This is a genomic window from Flavobacterium sp. 40-81, from assembly GCF_001898245.1.
Lineage (GTDB): Bacteria > Bacteroidota > Bacteroidia > Flavobacteriales > Flavobacteriaceae > Flavobacterium > Flavobacterium inviolabile.
The window spans coordinates 14,898-32,752 of the sequence record NZ_MKTM01000043.1 but is presented as its reverse complement, the minus strand read 5'-3'; the positions used below and the strand labels follow the sequence as shown (position 1 = coordinate 32,752).

The 17,855-nt window shown below is 40.8% G+C and carries 12 protein-coding genes; 10 read left to right on the top strand and 2 right to left on the bottom strand.

Annotated elements, in window-relative coordinates; all coding sequences use genetic code 11:
- Both BGO42_RS17870 and BGO42_RS17865 read left to right on the top strand, forming a co-directional pair.
- On the top strand, window positions 1–1,016 hold a 1,016-nt coding region (locus tag BGO42_RS17870), incomplete at its 5' end, for a hypothetical protein (protein ID WP_286749616.1).
- Between the two features lie 8 nt (window positions 1,017–1,024).
- On the top strand, window positions 1,025–1,633 hold the full coding sequence (locus tag BGO42_RS17865) for a DUF6705 family protein (protein ID WP_273247123.1): 609 nt from the start codon (window positions 1,025–1,027) through the stop codon (window positions 1,631–1,633).
- Window positions 1,634–1,669: 36 nt separating this feature from the next.
- Here BGO42_RS17865 and BGO42_RS17860 read toward each other — a convergent pair whose 3' ends face one another.
- Together BGO42_RS17860 and BGO42_RS17855 are read right to left on the bottom strand one after the other, a co-directional pair.
- Window positions 1,670–2,797: an AraC family transcriptional regulator gene (locus BGO42_RS17860; protein ID WP_177735260.1), complete on the bottom strand. Its 1,128-nt coding sequence runs from the start codon at window positions 2,795–2,797 to the stop codon at window positions 1,670–1,672.
- Between the two features lie 10 nt (window positions 2,798–2,807).
- Window positions 2,808–3,965: an AraC family transcriptional regulator gene (locus tag BGO42_RS17855; RefSeq protein ID WP_273247124.1), complete on the bottom strand. Its 1,158-nt coding sequence runs from the start codon at window positions 3,963–3,965 to the stop codon at window positions 2,808–2,810.
- 1,359 nt (window positions 3,966–5,324) lie between these two features.
- On the opposite strand from BGO42_RS17855, the gene BGO42_RS17850 reads away from it, so the two are divergent.
- From BGO42_RS17850 to BGO42_RS17815, 8 genes are all read left to right on the top strand, one after another.
- The gene (locus BGO42_RS17850; RefSeq protein WP_273247125.1) at window positions 5,325–6,821 is read left to right on the top strand and encodes a phage tail-like protein; all 1,497 of its coding nucleotides are present in this window, start codon (window positions 5,325–5,327) and stop codon (window positions 6,819–6,821) included.
- Window positions 6,822–6,948: 127 nt separating this feature from the next.
- Window positions 6,949–8,445 (top strand): phage tail-like protein, encoded by a 1,497-nt coding sequence (locus tag BGO42_RS17845; protein WP_273247126.1) that lies wholly within the window; start codon window positions 6,949–6,951, stop codon window positions 8,443–8,445.
- A gap of 145 nt (window positions 8,446–8,590) precedes the next feature.
- The gene (locus BGO42_RS17840; RefSeq protein WP_273247127.1) at window positions 8,591–9,049 is read left to right on the top strand and encodes a hypothetical protein; all 459 of its coding nucleotides are present in this window, start codon (window positions 8,591–8,593) and stop codon (window positions 9,047–9,049) included.
- A 156-nt stretch (window positions 9,050–9,205) separates the two neighbouring features.
- A complete protein-coding gene (locus BGO42_RS17835) occupies window positions 9,206–11,230 on the top strand; it encodes a DUF6630 family protein (RefSeq protein WP_273247128.1) in 2,025 nt (674 codons plus the stop codon).
- A gap of 194 nt (window positions 11,231–11,424) precedes the next feature.
- Window positions 11,425–11,856 (top strand): hypothetical protein, encoded by a 432-nt coding sequence (locus BGO42_RS17830; protein ID WP_273247129.1) that lies wholly within the window; start codon window positions 11,425–11,427, stop codon window positions 11,854–11,856.
- A 168-nt stretch (window positions 11,857–12,024) separates the two neighbouring features.
- Complete coding sequence (locus BGO42_RS17825) at window positions 12,025–13,110, top strand: efflux RND transporter periplasmic adaptor subunit (RefSeq protein WP_177735248.1); 1,086 nt, start codon at window positions 12,025–12,027, stop codon at window positions 13,108–13,110.
- Between the two features lie 23 nt (window positions 13,111–13,133).
- Window positions 13,134–16,328: an efflux RND transporter permease subunit gene (locus BGO42_RS17820; protein WP_273247130.1), complete on the top strand. Its 3,195-nt coding sequence runs from the start codon at window positions 13,134–13,136 to the stop codon at window positions 16,326–16,328.
- Window positions 16,321–17,760 (top strand): TolC family protein, encoded by a 1,440-nt coding sequence (locus BGO42_RS17815; RefSeq protein WP_273247131.1) that lies wholly within the window; start codon window positions 16,321–16,323, stop codon window positions 17,758–17,760. Before BGO42_RS17820 ends, BGO42_RS17815 begins: the two co-directional genes overlap by 8 nt.
- Window positions 17,761–17,855: the final 95 nt, after the last annotated feature.

Below are 17,855 nucleotides of genomic sequence, written 5' to 3'. Positions count from 1 at the left end.
CAGGGAAAAAAATAGTCTGTGTTACGGCAACGGTGATGATGTGTGACCAGTCCTGGTCGGGAAGCGGATCGACCACACCGCATGTGGCGACTCAGTATTGCAACAACCCGAACCATTTGTTTGAGGTAACCACCACGACCTGCGATATGGTAGCCGGAGGCGGCAGTTTTGGTGCCGGCGCCGGACAATACTCCGGTGGAGACGGTATGGGCGGTACCGGAGGTGGTGGCGGTGATGGCGAACCCGGTAACGATGATGGGCTGACACCGCCGAATCCTTGTCCGCGTTGTCCTGATTTTACAACGGTGCCGGTATTGGAACCATCGGAACCGGCAGTACATTGCGATAAATTAAAAGAGCTTTTAAAAAGTGCAGCCGTAAAAAATGCTATTCGTGCTCTGAATAGTGAACAGGTTTTTGGCGGCACTAAAGAAAAAGGCTATAACCTGGCGCTAAACCCGCAAAATAAACTAATAGCAACCGAAGTGCCTTATCAGAGTACAGGAGAGAGTTATGTAAACTACTCTCAGTCTGCCATGCTTTTTGGAGGGATTCATTGTCATTTGTTTTCACATTTTCCGATGTTCTCACACGCAGATGTAGCGATACTAAGCGGTTTTTATACCCGTCATAATTATTCAGGAAATAACGGGGTGCCGGATCCTACTATTCCGGTACATATTTTAGTATCCGAAATTGGAGTATATGCCATTAGTGCTGATGATGTTGAAAGTTTAAATAAATTAAATTCTATATATTCGAATCCAGATGATAGAATTGGTTTTCAAGAAAATATGGAAAATAAGTATAGGGACTTGGAAAGAAGAGAACAAAAGGGAGAAATTATTACTACCAAAGATTATCAAGAAGTATTTCTAAAGTTTCTAAAAGAAAATAATTTAAATATATCTTTATATAAAACAGATGAGGGTTTGACAGAATGGGCTAAATTGGTTTTGAAAAATGATTTAGATAATAGTATCAATAATGATATAATATTGATTAACTGTAATTAAAAAAGACTATGAGAAATTTATTAATAATAATAGTGCTATTAGTGCTTATTTCTTGTAAAGCACAAACAATAGTGCCTTTAGGAGAACCCAATGCTTTAGCATTTAAAAGCGGAACCTATAATAAGGATGTTGATAATGATTTTGGTAAATATGTAGGAACGTGGAAGTTTCAACAAGGAACTACATCATTAATAATTGTTCTAAAAACAAAACTGAATTACTATTATTCTACAAAAAACTATTATAAGGATATTTTAATAGGAGAATATCGTTATATTGAAAATGGGACTGAGAAAATTAACACTTTAAATCAATTAGGACAGGCACAGGCTACAGCAGGAGATTACAATATTTCAGGAAGTTTAATAATATACGGAACTACTTATCCTAAATGCGATGATTGTGGTTTGGATGAACGAAGAATTAAATTAGCGATTAAAGATCCTGAACGAACTTATTTGATAAATGCAATTGTATTACGATATAAAAATGAAAATGGTACAGAAAAGATAATTGCAAAAATCTTTAAAAACGGTACTTCATTTATGCCGCCAGATAATGCTCCGGATGAAATGCGGGTTCCTTACGGTGAATATGTTTTGATAAAACAGCCGTAATGAAAATACCTTTTTGATTACTACTAAAACGATTCTCTAAGAAACCGTTTCAAAAAGTTCTTTTGTTCTTTTATAGCCACGGTAATTACTAAATCCGGACAGGTAGATCAGTTCGATTTCCGGAAGGTCGGCATAGGCGGGGTCTTCCCGCATGATTTCCAGTTCCGCTATACGGCATTTGTTAATATAAGCACTAAAATTCATGTTGTAATTGGTATTGATAAAGGCAGAAAGATAGCTGCGGTTGGTACCCAGTTCCAGTGTCAGATCCGTAATTTTCAGCTTAGGTTCCAGATAGGGTTTCTTTTCATGAATATATTTTTCAAAATGCTGCCGGTCGATATTGGTTTTGCTATTGTCCTTGTCTTTATCTTTCGCTTTAAATTGCTTGACCACAATATTTTCTGTGAGCAGTATAAAATTATTGGTAAAGATATTGTAGCACATAACCACATTTAAAAATATGGTAAAAAAATTAGGCAGGATAATCAGCAAATACTCTGTTGTACTACCGCTTTTAGAGAAATAATACAATAGCGGAACCGGTAACAGGATAATGATACACAGGAATATCTGATAGACCCATCGCAGGGAAGTCTGCCCGATATCGGCAGAGTAATTAATGATGTTCTCCTGGTATTTCCGGGTTCTTTTAACCGATAACAACAGGTAAAAAATCCCGATCACTGCCCGGATAAAAAAACGAAAACTGTCAAAAGCCGAAAACCATTCGTATTCTTCAACAAAGAAAACCCTTTTTTCTACCAGTAACAGCTTTACATCCAGCGGGATAAAGGTGAGCCACAAGGTGTGTACGATATACAGGATAATGGGAAAAACATAGTGCAGTATCGGGAAAGGCTCCTGTTTCCGTACTCGGGTGAGCTTAAAAATAATATGGTATAGCATTACAGGAAGCAGCAAACTGGACAGGAAATCAATCGAAACCATATACAGATAAGCCATTCTGTTAAAATAGTATAAAGCCATAATAATAAAGAACAGTCCTAACAGGGTATAGAAAAATACCAGCAGCCGGATGAGCCTTCTCAGTTGAGCGGTATTGGTTTTGTTTAATTTAAACAATAGCAGTACAATACAGAACAACGCTGAAAAGACAGGTGCCGAAAAAGACATGATCAGTATGGTATTCTTTAAATCCATCTTTTAAAAATTAGTATTGGTCGTTTACAGGATTATTATCGGAATCTTCCGCTTTTTTCACCCTCAGGTAATTTCGGAAACTTCCAAAACCGGCTTCTGCGACCAGTTCTGCAATATCCCTGTCTTTATTTTGAGGCAGCCGGGCAAGCCGTTTGACTTCCATTAACCGCCAGTTATTGACATAATTGCTAAAATTCATGCCATAGGTTTTATTAATAAAAGTGGAGAGATAGGTCCGGTTTACATGGAATGGAAAGATTAAATCCGTGATTTTAAACTGAGGATCCAGGTACGGCTTGTTTTCTTTAAAGTACTTTTCAAATTCAGATTGCACAATCAGCCGCTCTCCTAAAGCCATGGCTTCTTTTTCGGAAATATCCCGTTTTCGTTTCCTCTTTTTGATTTGCAGTACATTGCCGGAAGTAACCAGTATGGTCTGGGTTTGCTTCGGGGTATACAGCAGGTAATTGCGCTGGATAATATTATAAACTATAAGTATGTGCTGTAACGGCGTCGAAATAAATGAAATGAGTAACGCGAAATTCCTGATATGAAAAACAAGGTCTATAATAAAAACAACGAAAAACAGGACTCTCAAACCAATTACTAAGGACAGCCAGTGCATGGATTCCCATTTCTCTTTCCCGTATTGCAGGATAATGCTTTGGCGGTATTGATAAACCCGTTTTACACACAAGCCGATATAGATTATCATATAGACAATGGTGGAAATAACGATATACGGACGCAGGAATATAAAAGCATCTTTTCGGGGTATAAACGATTCCGGATCATGGATATAGTGAGCAAAGGTGATAACAGACACTATCACAAAGAGAATACAGGGAATCAGGTAATGAAAAAGAGGAATGGTTTTCCGTTTGCCCAAAGGCGTTAAGGCATAAATAAAATTATAAAAAACAACATTGATGGTTTGTAAAACAAGGCAATACAAAGGGATGATATACCGGAGTGTTTGCTGTAGCGATACATAGATCTCAAACTTAAACCATAAGAAAATCATCATCAGAAAATAGCAAACCAACAGCTTTTTAATGGTGTTTTCAACCGGGGTAAGCTTATCCTGATAGGAGACAAAAAAAATGGCACCACAGGTCAGTGAAGAAAAAATAGGAACTGAGAGCAATATGACATCAAAAATCTTCATGAACAGATCAGAATATTACGTAAATATAAATTTTTTTGAGACAAAATGTAAATTTTTTGTTAAAAAATAATGTTTGTAAGCAACTGTTTTTAAAGTAGTTAAAATTATTTTTTTACTTATTTGAAAATATTTTACAATTTGTCACTTGAAGTGTTTATGATTTTGCAGGTAGTTTCTTTTTAAAGGCTATAGTTTTGTTAAAGAAATAAGCTCTTTACGTATTTATACTGAACGGTATTGTAAGTAAATACCTTTATGTTTTATTACGTATTTACAGGTAATAAAATCTTCATTAGCAAGAAATTTTGTTCCTGAAAAAAGTGAAAACAACATCCAACTAACAAGTAAAAAGAGTAAACCGGTTAGCTTACCGGGATCAATATAAATAATGATTATAAGAAAGGGTTATTCTCATTATTTGGTTATATAGTAAAAAGGAGAGTCCTGAAAATTTTTTGAAGAAGGGGGGCTTTATTCAGAAAATGGGTTAAATAAACAGTCGTTGTTTGGCTCTTCTTCTTTACTGTATTTTAAAAGAAAGTTCAAGTCACGATTATATTTTTTATAAGCCAATAACTGTCATTATTAGTTGGGAAGAGGAAGTGAAGAAAAGTCTGGTGTTTTTAAGGTTGAAATTGGGAAATTTAAAAACATTGGTTAAATGCCTGTTTGAGTGCGGCTTTTCTTTTCTTTCCTTACAAATAACAGGTTTTGTGATGTAAAAAAGAGATCCTTTCGTGGCAAAATTCCATTAGAAAAAATAGTTGAAAGTCAGGAGGTAAATCCTTGATGGTTAGTAGTGTAGCATCCGGAATATTATTTTGCGTATTTCCGAGTGCTTGGCTTGTTGTGCATTGTTGTTTCGGATAAAAAACAGGGTTTTTTAGGCTTGTTTTAAGATTATAGTCTTGATTAATAGTTGTTTAGTGATGTTTTAAAGTGATTTTACTATTTGTCATCCAAAGTATTGACCTTTTTGTCGGCTGGTTTTTTTAGGTGGTTTTACCTTTGATCGTAAATAGTAAAAAAGTTATGTGATAACTCTATTGTAAAACACAGTTAGACAGTTTGGAAATAGCTCATTTTGACAATGATATTGATAAAAGAATACAGGCGGACTACTTTAAATAATAAGGATTGGATATGAAAAAAAGCACGATTACTAAATCTTTACGGTATGCTGGTTTTATGGACTTAGTCAGGCAGCTACCGGAACTGCGACACCGGATTCCGTAAAAGATAAAAACTAAAACAGCATTTGAATCACCAGAGATTTTAAGAATAAAGAAACAAATAGCAGTATACCAAACTGCTAAAGACAATATCGAGCAGATAAAAAACAAAATGAAAAACATTTATATGAAAAAGTACATTATGATGGCGGTTATACTGTTGGGGTATACTGCCAATAGCCAGATCGGGATCGGAACGACCACACCGGAAGCCTCTTCAGCTTTGGATGTAAGCAGTTCCGACAAAGGGTTTCTGGCTCCGAGAATAGCCCTGACAGGCAGTACGGATGTCACAACCATTGCGGCACCGGCAACAGGATTACTGATCTACAATACCGCTACAGCCGGTACGGCACCCAATACCGTTGTACCCGGATATTACTATTGGAACGGTACAAAATGGGCAACATTAGACAATGGCGCGACCGCTGCGAATAGCTGGAATACAACCGGTAACAGCAGTACAACGGCAGGAACCAACTTTATAGGAACAACAGATAATACAGATGTGGTACTAAAACGAAACAACATTGTTTCCGGATTTATCGGTTCAACCAATACCGCTTTCGGGAACAGCAGTTTACCGTTAGCGGCAACCGGAACCGGAAATACCGCAATAGGAAGCAATGCGCTTACAGCGGTTACTACCGGAGGAGGGAATACAGCTATAGGGTATAACACACTGAGCAAGAACACAGCGCCTTATAATACCGCAATCGGAAATACCGCTTTATATAATACAACCAGTGGGGACTCCAATACTGCTGTAGGTAATATGGCTATGGTGGACAATACGACCGGGCGTATGGGTACAGCCTTAGGGTTTCAGGCTTTGAATCACAATACAACAGCGGCTTATAATACCGCAATGGGAGGTAATGCCGGTTTTAGTAATATCACAGGAACTTATAATGCTGCGGTAGGCTATCAGTCATTGTATAATAGTAGCGCAGGAAACAATAATGTAGCGATAGGATCCGGCGCACTCTTTAGCCTGCAGGATCCGGCAGGAACAAACAGCCATAACAATGTTGCTATTGGTACTAATGTGGGGATGGATTTGTTTATGGGCAGCAATAATATTTTAATCGGAGCGAATGTGATGTCTGCGGCTCCGGGCGGTATTGGCAGTAATATATTGAATATTGGCAGTAATATTTACGGAACCAATGTCAATAACGGTGGTTATGCGAATATCGGGATTAACACTGCAAATCCCGGTAATGCTTTGGAAGTAAGAAGCAGTGCTGCCAATACTTCCGGTTTTCGGTTAACGAATTTTCCGAATGCCGGTATGTTGGGAACAAACAGTCAGGGGGATATAATAGAGACTTTTAGTGCCATTAAAACCGTTACGGTTAGCTATTATGAAGTGCAGCAGGCGGATGAAACCATTCTGATGAATGTTGCCGCACCGGCGGCAGTGGTGCTACCAACAGGAGCGGTATCCGGTAAAAGGTTTATTATTAAAAAGATAGATGCCACGTCAAGCAATATGGTAATAGCAGCAGCAGGAGGAGCAACGATAGATAACCAGGCAAGCATCACGATAGGCACCTCCATGGCAGGTATAGTGGTACAGTTTGACGGCATTAGTAAATACTGGATTGTAAACAGGATGTAAGGATCCTTCCGGAGGCAGGACAATGCTCTTTTGGTTTTGTTCCGGTTTTAATGGTTGGATTTTACCGCTTTTGGAATAAAGCTAAAAATGATGACTTACGCGATCATAAACAAATTGAAATTAGGGTATGAGAAAATATTTAATAATAGCAGCCATGCTGCTAAACTATACGGTTTATTGCCAGGTGGGTATCGGGATAGCGGCTCCGGATCCGTCAGCTGTTTTGGATGTCAGCAGTTCCAGTAAAGGCTTGCTGATTCCAAGGATAGCTTTGACCGGTACTACAGATGCTGCGACCATCACGGCTCCGGCAACAGGTTTACTGATTTACAATACCGCTACAGCCGGTACGGCACCCAATACCGTTATGCCCGGATATTACTACTGGAACGGCACGAATTGGACAACAATGGACGGCGGTTCGGCTTATACCTGGAATACAACAGGCAATAGCGGCACGACTGCCGGAACCCATTTTATCGGAACCACAGATAATACGGATCTGGTATGGAAACGTAACAATGCTGTTGCCGGAATATTGGGTGCAACCCGCACCGTTTTAGGTAGCGCAAGTCTGCCTTTCGCAGCTACAGGAGTTGGAAATACGGCTATAGGAAGTAATTCCCTGAAATCGGTTACTACCGGAAGTGAGAATACAGCAATAGGCTATTTTACATTAAATACAATTACTACAGCGGCCTATAATATAGCTATCGGAAATAATACTTTAGCTAATGACACTTCTGGCGACAGTAATACCGCAGTAGGAAATAGCGGGCTGGTAAATAATACTTCAGGACGTATGAATACTGCTATAGGGCATGATGCTTTATATTATAATACTACGGGGAATTATAATACCGGAATAGGAGTATATTCCGGCTACAATAATAGTTATGGTGCAAATAATGTGGCTATTGGAACTTCTTCATTGAATAAGAACGTGAGAGGTGATAATAATACAGCTATCGGAGCAAAAGCGCTGGAGAATCTGGCAGGAAATCCGGCGGCAAACAGTAGTAATAATGTTGCTGTCGGTATCAGTGCCGGCGATAATCTGCTATCCGGTGCCGGCAATATTTTTATCGGTAACCTGACGAAAGCTGTGGTTACTACCGGCAACAATCAGTTGAATATCGGTAATACTATTTACGGAACCAATGTGAATGCCGGTGGTTATGCGAATATCGGAATCAATACAACAACTCCGGCAAATACACTGGAAGTAAAAAGTATTGCGGGCGGTACTTCCGGTGTGCGTATCACCAATTTACCCAGTATGGGCCTCTTGGGAACGAACAGTCAGGGCGATATCATTCCGGCATTCAATGCCATGACCAGCCAGGCACCGGTAACCAGTTATACCGCACTGGAATCGGATGAAACCATACTGATCAATGCTGCTTCCGGAGCAGTGACCGTTTTTTTACCGGTTTCTCCCAGAACCGGCAAAAAATTTACCGTAAAAAAAACGGATGCGACGGCCAATAACGTTTACCTGTCAGCCCCAACGGTACTGATCGATAACCAGGCGGGACCTACCAGTATTTTTATAAATGTATCGATGAAAGGACTTGTCGTACAGTTTGACGGGACACAATACTGGATCATCGGTAGAATATAATAACAGAAAAAGATGTCTTATACATAATGCTGTTCTTTTTAGTACGGCATATCCGGTTGCAGCAGCTGGGATGGATTACCATTCACTTTTCAGAAAAATCCGGAATACTTCGATATAGCGCCATATAATGTGAAAATAGTAAAAGATGATTAGCGAATGGAATGATTTCTACATAGCCGCAGTGGGTGCTTCAGCTGCTTTGACCGGATTAATCTTTGTAGGGGTATCGATCAGCCTTGCCAAAATTTTATCCCTGCCGGCCTTACCGGAAAGGGCAATGGTGGCGATATTTTTACTTCTCGCTATCCTGACGGATTCCATGCTTTTATTGATACCCGGACACACGAATGCCTGTTGCGGCTATGAGCAAACGGTTTTCGGAGGTGTCGTATGGACCGTGATGACCATTATGGATAGCCGGATCTATCACCTGAAAAAGAATAAATTCCAACGGTTTTATACCATCAATATCCTTTTTAATCAAATTGCCGTTTTGCCCTATCTGATTGGCGGCCTCTGTTTGTTGTATGGCCGGGAAACCGGCTACTGCTGGATAGCGGCCGCCATATTGGTGTCTTTTATAAAAGCGGTATCGGATGCCTAGGTACTGCTGGTTGAAATTCACCGCTGATTTTCTATGATCGTAACGGACGATAAAAAATTACTTTTCAGTAAGCCTGATTGAATACCTCCCTGTCAATTCAGTTTTTACAGATAACCTGCCCCCATTTCTCATATAGAATAAAAACAAACATAAGAGATGGAACACAAGAATTGCAGCATCGTAAAATATGATGAAATCAGACACCTGATACCGGAAAAATCCATGTATGCGCCTTTCAATGGAAGTGAATCCGAAATTGCAGAAGAATATGTTTTTTATTGTGAAGGGGATCTTGATCTGGAAGCGCTGCTGGATCTGGATGATCCGCTAAAGTGCCTTATCGGGGGAAATGCCCCGGATGTCTTTATAGGCTTTATATTGGTCACCGGTAATTGCAGGGGGCATAATATCTGTAACCGGGAAACGGACGGTGCTACCGGTCTGGTCGTTTTAGGAAACCTGATAGCCGATAATATCGTTGTTGGCGGTCAGGAAATCTATGTAGTCGGACACATGACCTGTAAAGAATTGTTCTGGGGCGACTATAACCACGGAAACCTGAATGTTGAAGGAGCAATCCGTGCAAAGGTATTGATGATTACCGATTATGGGGTAGATTTTGAACGATTCACCAGCGGGGAACATATCACCACCGAATGCCTGCTGTGGGATGAAATAGCCGATACTGACGATTTTGAGAACCCCGAACCCATTCAGAGCACATTTCTTCCGGAGTTTGTAGCCGAAGAAATCGAGGTAATCGACGATCTGTATTCCTGGAAGGACCGTCTTAATTATTGTAAAATATTCGAAGCGCTGGAATCCGGAAAACCGCTAATCCGGGAAAAGATCGAAAAGGAATCCAAAGAGACAGCCATTCCGTTTTTCTTTACGGATGATGCGATCAGTGCGAAAAACCTGCAGCGTTTTGGCGATAGCAATGTGTTGATGGGATTTGCGCCGCAAAAAGGGCAGGAGCAAGTTCTGGAATATTGGGAAGGCGATTCTTTTTACAGGGTATTGGTAGAGATCGGGCAGCCGTTTTCATACTGTGTGTATGTACAATACAAACAGGAACATGCCTGCATGGTATATTTCAGCAACCATAAGGGTGGACTCTGGGAAAGAATCATGGGTAAAAAGCACTATAAACTTGCCATGGCATTCCGTCAGTTTCCGGACGGAGACTGGCTGTTACTCAATAATAACGCTCCGTTAACCTACCGGCTTTTTCTGAAAGATCGTTGGAAAAAACTGTTGGAGCACTATTCTGAAATGGTCTGGTACCGGAAACAGTTTGACAAAAAAGTTAGCCGGGAGATTCTGGAATCCATATTAAACCTGCCGTTAATCAGGGAAAAATACAGTAACTATTATTCGGTTGAAGAAGACAGCAGAATCTGGTTTCGTGATTTTCAATGGCAGTTCCGGCAGCAGGATGCAGAACCGGGTGCGTGCCCGAGGATAGGGATCATCAAAGAAACACAGGATGGAAGCTTTGACTTTTACCATTTTGATTTAATAGAAACGATAGACGGCCGTCTGGCTCCTGTTTTATTCACCCAGGATCAGAATGGATATGACGCGGAAGCTTATGAGGTGCTGATTTTAGAGCGGGAAAAGTACAAAAAGGCCATCCGCTATTTTGAAATACTCGAGCGGGTCATTTTTGAGATGAACAAACAATATCTGCAGGAACAGGAAGATATCGCCTGCGGAAAGATCTGTTCGTTACTGGGAGCCATGCCGATGTGTCTGGGACCGGAGTATATCGCCTTGCTGCACCACCTTATGACCAATCAGCAAAAGGACAAAGATGACCCGCTGTATGAAATCATTTACCTCTGTGAAGAACATAACATCCCGTTCTTGTGGCGTATGGACTGGAAGCAGGAAATAGGGGATTTGGAATGGGCTATAAAACACAGTCTGAAAACAAATTTCGATATCGATGTTATCCTGCCTTCTGCATCAGATTATCCGGAGGAAGCGGCCATCAGCTATGGAACCGTTTTTATAGACTTTGACAAGGCACTCCATTTTTATAATCTCCAGCTGGGGTTTGTGAACACCCAATGTGATGAATATGTGTTTTTTATACATCCGCTGGCGCTCAGAATAAAACTCGAAAAAGAATTTGCCAGATTGGGATATCAATACGAACAGGCAACAGACCTCTGATTGTAAATATCCCGGCGGCTATATTTTTTCCTGCGGAGTAGGTGTAAAACAGGCTTTTTACGGGGCTTTTTTTAGTAATAGTGCGTTTTGACGGCATTTGTTACTTTTTGACGGTTACATCAAAATTTTAACAAATTATTAAAGTGAATAGTGCTTGCCGGTGTAAGAACTTTGTATAATTTTGGTGCCGTATTATGAAGTTAAAAGTTAGCATTTTTACATCGCTGTTAATTTTCCTGTTGAGCGGATATGTGCAATCCTTTGCCCTAGCTGGTCAGGGGGAGTATATTAACTATACGACTGTAAAAAATATTGAGCAGTTTCAGGCAGCAGGCATATCCGGTTCACAAAGTGATGTGACCAATTATGCTTTGTGCTATTTTGAGAAACTAAACAATAAAACCTATTCTCATCATGACCACAACGATAATGAGAATGAAGAAAATGAGTTAGCTGCCTCAAAAAAAATAATCGCTTCAGGTGCACTCTTTACCAGCCTTTTATGTATTCAGGTACCGGAAATCGGTTCCCGCGATATAAACAAACGCTTATCTTTTCTGGATAAGCATTTTTCTTTTCTGCCCTCTTGTAAGAAGTACATTGTATTTCGGGTAATCAGGATTTGATTTAATACACTACAGGCAATTCTATATTGCCCTTTATTTCCGTTTCAGTTTGTCACTGCCCGATCCGTCATTCTTTGGTGTTAATGCCAATAGGAATGCTGGCCGTGTTTGCTGTGACCTGTCTAAAAAAAATCAATAAAAACCATACTGCTTAAAAGCAAAATTACTATGAAGAGAATCCTCATGCTCTCGGGGTTGTGTGCCTTGATGTGCACAATTGCCTGTACGTCAAAAAAAGAACAAGAAAAAGAAGAACAAGTAAAATTTTTAGTTACGAATCCCATCCAAAAGGATACCCTGATTACAAAAGACTATGTCAGTCAGATTCATTCCATTCGTCATATTGAGCTGAGAGCTCAGGAAAGAGGTTATCTGGAAAAAATTTATGTAGACGAAGGACAGTTTGTTAAAAAAGGCCAGCTGTTATTCCAGATCATGCCTAAACTGTATCAGGCAGAAACGCAGAAAGCTGCGGCTGAAGCCAGCTTTGCTGAAATTGAATATAAAAACACCAAACGACTTGCCGATAAAAATGTAGTTGCTCCGAATGAGCTGGCTATGGCTAAAGCCAAATTTGATAAAGCGAAAGCCGAATTAGCGTTAACTCAGGTTCATCTTGGATTTACCGAAATCAGAGCACCGTTTGACGGGATCATCGACCGTTTTCACGTAAGACCGGGAAGTCTTGTTGAAGAAGGCGATTTGTTGACAAACCTGTCTGATAACAGTAAGATGTGGGTGTACTATAATGTACCGGAAGCAGAATATCTGGATTATAAAGCCAAGGTAAAAAGCGATAATGCGCCAAAAGTAAACCTGTTAATGGCAAACAATAAATTGTTTGACTATTCCGGTGTGGTGGAAACTATTGAAGGAGAATTCAATAATGAAACCGGAAATATTGCGTTCAGAGCAACTTTTCCTAACCCTAAAGGACTGTTACGACACGGTGAAACCGGTAATATCAAAATGGGAATGCCGCTTAAAAATGCTATCCTGATTCCTCAAAAGGCAACTTTTGAAGTACTTGACAAAAAGTATGTGTATGTAGTGGATAAAAACAATGTATTGCGATCAAGAGAGATTGAAATTGGAGCCGAATTGCCGCATCTTTTCATCATCAAAAACGGTTTGTCGCTAAACGACAAAGTCCTACTTGAAGGAATACGTCTTGTAAAAGAAAATGAAAAAATCAACTACAAATTAGAGAAGCCTGAATATGTTATGTCGCATTTGGAGCTATATGCAGAGTAATCGAATAACTAAAAAGAGAAAACATGTTTAGTAAATTTATACATAGACCTGTATTTGCGATTGTAATTTCGATTATGATTGTCTTTATGGGTTCCCTGGCAATTAAACAATTGCCAACATCGCAATTTCCGGATATTGCGCCAACGACAGTAAATATTTTTATTGCCTATCCGGGATCCAGTGCAGACGTATTGGTAAAATCAACATTGATCACCTTGGAGAATGCCATCAACGGTGTTCAGGATATGCGTTATATGGCTACCGATGCCACCAGTGCAGGGGAAGCCACATTAAGAATCATTTTCGAACCGGGTACCGACCCGAACCAGGCGGTAGTAAGGGTCAAAACAAGGGTGGATCAGGTAATGCCGTTACTACCCGAACTGGTACAAAGGGAAGGGGTTGTTATTACACCGATCCAGCCCAGTATGCTGATGTATATCAACCTGTATGCTAAAGGCAAAAACATGGATGAAAAATTCCTGTACAACTATGCCAACGTTAAAATGCTTCCGGAGATCAACAGGATCAAAGGGGTAGCCCGGTCTCAGATATTGGGTAGTAGAACCTATGCAATGCGTATCTGGCTGAATCCGGACCGTATGAGAGCTTATAATGTTTCTGTAGATGAAGTGATGAAGGCGCTCGGCGAGCAGAGTATCGTTGGTCGTCCGGGACGTATCGGGCAGAGTTCCGGTATCCAGGCACAATCGCTGGAATATGTTTTAACCTATAAAGGACGATATAGTGAACCTTCGGAATATGAAAATGTAATTATCCGTGCTAATGCCGAAGGAGAAAGCATACGTCTGAAAGATATCGGAAGGGCAGAACTGGGTAGTGAATTCTTCGATATCTATTCCAATTTAGACGGACACCCTTCTGCCTCAATCGTATTAAAACAAAACTACGGAAGTAATGCAAACGATGTCATCAAACAGGTAAAAGCCAAACTGGAGGAAATGAAAGAAACCTTCCCTCCGGGACTGGATTATAAAATCAGTTATGACGTATCGAAATTCCTGGATGCCTCTATGGAGCAGGTAATCGATACCTTAAGAGATGCCTTTATACTGGTTGCCCTGGTGGTATTTATCTTCCTCGGTGACTGGCGTTCCACGCTGATCCCGATATTAGCGGTTCCGGTTTCCTTAATCGGTGCCTTCTTTGTCATCCAGTTTTTCGGAATCTCGATCAACCTGGTGACACTGTTTGCATTGGTACTGGCCATTGGTATTGTGGTCGATGATGCGATAGTCGTCGTCGAGGCAGTGCATGCCAAATTTGAAGAATACCCGCACATAACGCCATACCAGGCTGTTAAAAAAGTGTTGGGTGAAATTAGTGGGGCAATTATCGCGATTACTGCCGTAATGGTGTCTGTATTCGTACCGATATCCTTTATGTCCGGTCCGGTAGGAACGTTCTACCGCCAGTTCTCTATTACGATGGCCAGTTCAATTGTTATTTCGGCCTTGATTGCGCTTACCCTTACACCGGTATTGTGTGCCATGTTGCTGAAAAACAACCATGGAAAAGAAACCAAAAAGAATTTATTGACGAAAGGTCTGGACAGTTTTAACCGTGTCTTTGATAAAATGACCGGAAAATATGTAACCTTACTGAAATCGATCGTGAGCAGAAGATGGCTGACATTCGGAGTATTGATTGCATTCTGTGCAGGTACTTTCTATGTGAATAAGATTCTTCCGTCCGGATTTATTCCAAGTGAGGATCAGGGTACTATTTATGCCATTATTCAGACACCGCCGGGATCGACACTGGAAACAACCAATCAGGTATCGCAGCGATTACAGAAAATTTGTGAGCATGTAGATGGTGTAGAATCAGTATCTTCTCTTGCCGGTTATGAGATCATGACAGAAGGTAGGGGATCCAATGCCGGTACCTGTCTTATTAACCTTAAAGAATGGTCAGACAGGGATCATACGGTTACTGAAATCATGGAGGAACTGGAAGAAAAAACCAAAGGACTTGGTGCGAAAATAGAATTTTTCGAACCGCCGGCAATTCCGGGATTTGGTTCTTCGGGCGGTTTCTCGATGCGTCTTCTGGATAAGAGTACTACGGTAGACTATAAAGACTTCGATAAAGTGAACAAACAGTTCATGGAAGACTTGGGTAAACGCAAAGAGTTAACCGGTCTGTTCACGTTCTTCGCGGCAAACTATCCTCAGTATGAACTGGAAATAGACAACCAGCTGGCCATGCAAAAAGGAGTGTCTATCGGTAAAGCGATGGAAAACCTTGACATTCTGATTGGTAGTACTTACGAACAGGGATTCATTAAATTTGAACGTTTCTTTAAAGTATACGTGCAGTCGGATCCTAAGTTCAGAAGACTTCCGTCGGATATCTTAAACCTGTATATTAAAAACGATCATGGCGAAATGGTACCGTATTCGGCATTTATGCGATTGAAAAAAACACAGGGACCTAATGAGATTACCCGTTATAATATGTACAACTCGGCAGCGATACAGGGACTTCCGGCAAAAGGTTATACTACAGCTGAAGCCATTCAGGCAGTTCGTGAGGTTGCTAAAAAATCATTGCCAAAAGGTTATGACATTGCCTGGGAAGGACTTTCTTATGACGAAGCGGGTAAAGGAAATGAATCGATTTACATCTTTTTAATTGTATTGTCGTTTGTGTACTTTGTTTTAGCGGCACAGTACGAAAGCTTTATTATTCCGTTAGCGGTGGTTTTCTCGCTTCCGGTTGGGGTTTTCGGTTCGTTTTTACTGCTGAAACTTATGGGACTTCAAAATGATATTTATGCTCAGATCGGGCTTATCATGCTTGTCGGACTGCTCGGTAAGAACGCCGTACTGATCGTCGAATTTGCCGTCCAGAAGCACCATGAAGGTGCCACGATACTCGAAGCGGCGATTGAAGGGGCCAAAGTGCGTTTCCGTCCGATCCTGATGACTTCATTTGCCTTTATCGCCGGATTAATTCCGTTGATGGTCGCAAGCGGAGCCGGAGCTATCGGTAACAGAACACTTGGTTCTGCGGCACTGGGTGGTATGCTTTTCGGAACAATTTTCGGGGTAATTATCGTACCGGGACTGTATTATATTTTTGGCTCATTTGCCGATGGCAGAAAATTAATACGGGATGAAGAAGACAGTTCTTTATCACAGGAATTTGTGCATCAGATAGATAACTTTACAAAAGAAGAAGAAAATGAGTAAGCGATTAAATATATATATTGGTATAGGCGTAAGCTGTTTACTACTAACTGTTGCGGGGTGTAAAGCCCCTGCAACATTGGGAAGACCGGAAAACAAAACGGTTCCGGCAGCCTATAACAGCACCGCAGCACAGGATAGTGTGAATACCGGTAAAATGAAGTGGAAGGAATATTTTACAGATAAATACCTGATAGCACTTATTGACACGGCACTGGTGAAAAACCAGGAACTGAATGTTACCCTGCAGGAAATCGAGATCAGCAGAAACGAAATCAGAGCCCGAAAAGGAGAGTATTTACCGTTTGTAGGACTTAAAGGTTCTGCCGGTTTTGATAAAGTGGGCCGTTTCACAAACATTGGTGCCCTTGAAGCCAATACCGAGATCAAACCGGGTAAAGAAATGCCGGAGCCGTTACAGGATTATGCAGTAGGCGCTTATGCTACCTGGGAAATCGATATCTGGAACAAGCTGCACAATGCTAAAAAAGCAGCCGTAAGCCGATACCTGTCTTCCGTTGAAGGTAAAAACTTCACGGTAACAAACATGATTGCCGAAATCGCGAATTCCTATTATGAATTATTGGCTTTGGATAACCAGCTGGCTATTGTAAAACAGAATATTGATATTCAGACCAATGCATTGGAAATTGTAAAACTGCAAAAACTGGCTGCCAGAGTAAACGAACTGGCTGTCCGCAGATTTGAAGCACAGGTTTTGAATACCAAAGGCTTACAATATACCATTCAGCAAAAAATTACGGAAACGGAAAACAGGATCAACTTCCTGGTGGGCAGATTCCCGCAGCCGGTTGAAAGAAGTTCCGTGACGTTCAGCAATCTGACACCTGCGGTTACGCATGCCGGACTACCGTCGCAGTTACTGGAAAACCGTCCGGATGTAAAACAGGCCGAACTGGAACTGGCAGCGGCCAAACTTGATGTAAAAGTAGCCAAAGCGAGATTCTATCCTTCATTGGGAATTTCGGCCGGAATCGGGTACCAGGCATTTAACCCAAGTTACCTGATAAAACCGGAATCATTGCTTTACTCTTTAGCAGGTGATATTGCCGCGCCGTTAATCAACAGAAATGCGATAAAAGCGACTTATTATACCGCTAATGCAAAGCAGATTCAGGCGGTTTACAACTATGAGCGTACTATTTTAAATGCTTATGTGGAGGTTGCGAACCAGCTGGCTAAGATTCAGAATACCGAAAAAATGTTTGATTTAAAATCCAAACAGGTAGAAGCGCTGAACCAGTCCATTGAAATTTCAAACGATCTGTTCGGTTCGGCAAGAGCGGACTATATGGAAGTTTTAATGACCCAGCGTGACGCTTTGGAATCGAAATTTGAACTTATAGAAACCAAAATGAAGCAGATGAATGCCATGGTTAACATTTACCGGGCATTGGGTGGCGGATGGAATTAAGCACTGCTGTCTGAAAAATCAGAGCGTAGTATATAAAAAGCCTTCAAAGTATTTCTTTGAAGGCTTTTTTAATTTCAGGAAGTATCGCTTTTGCA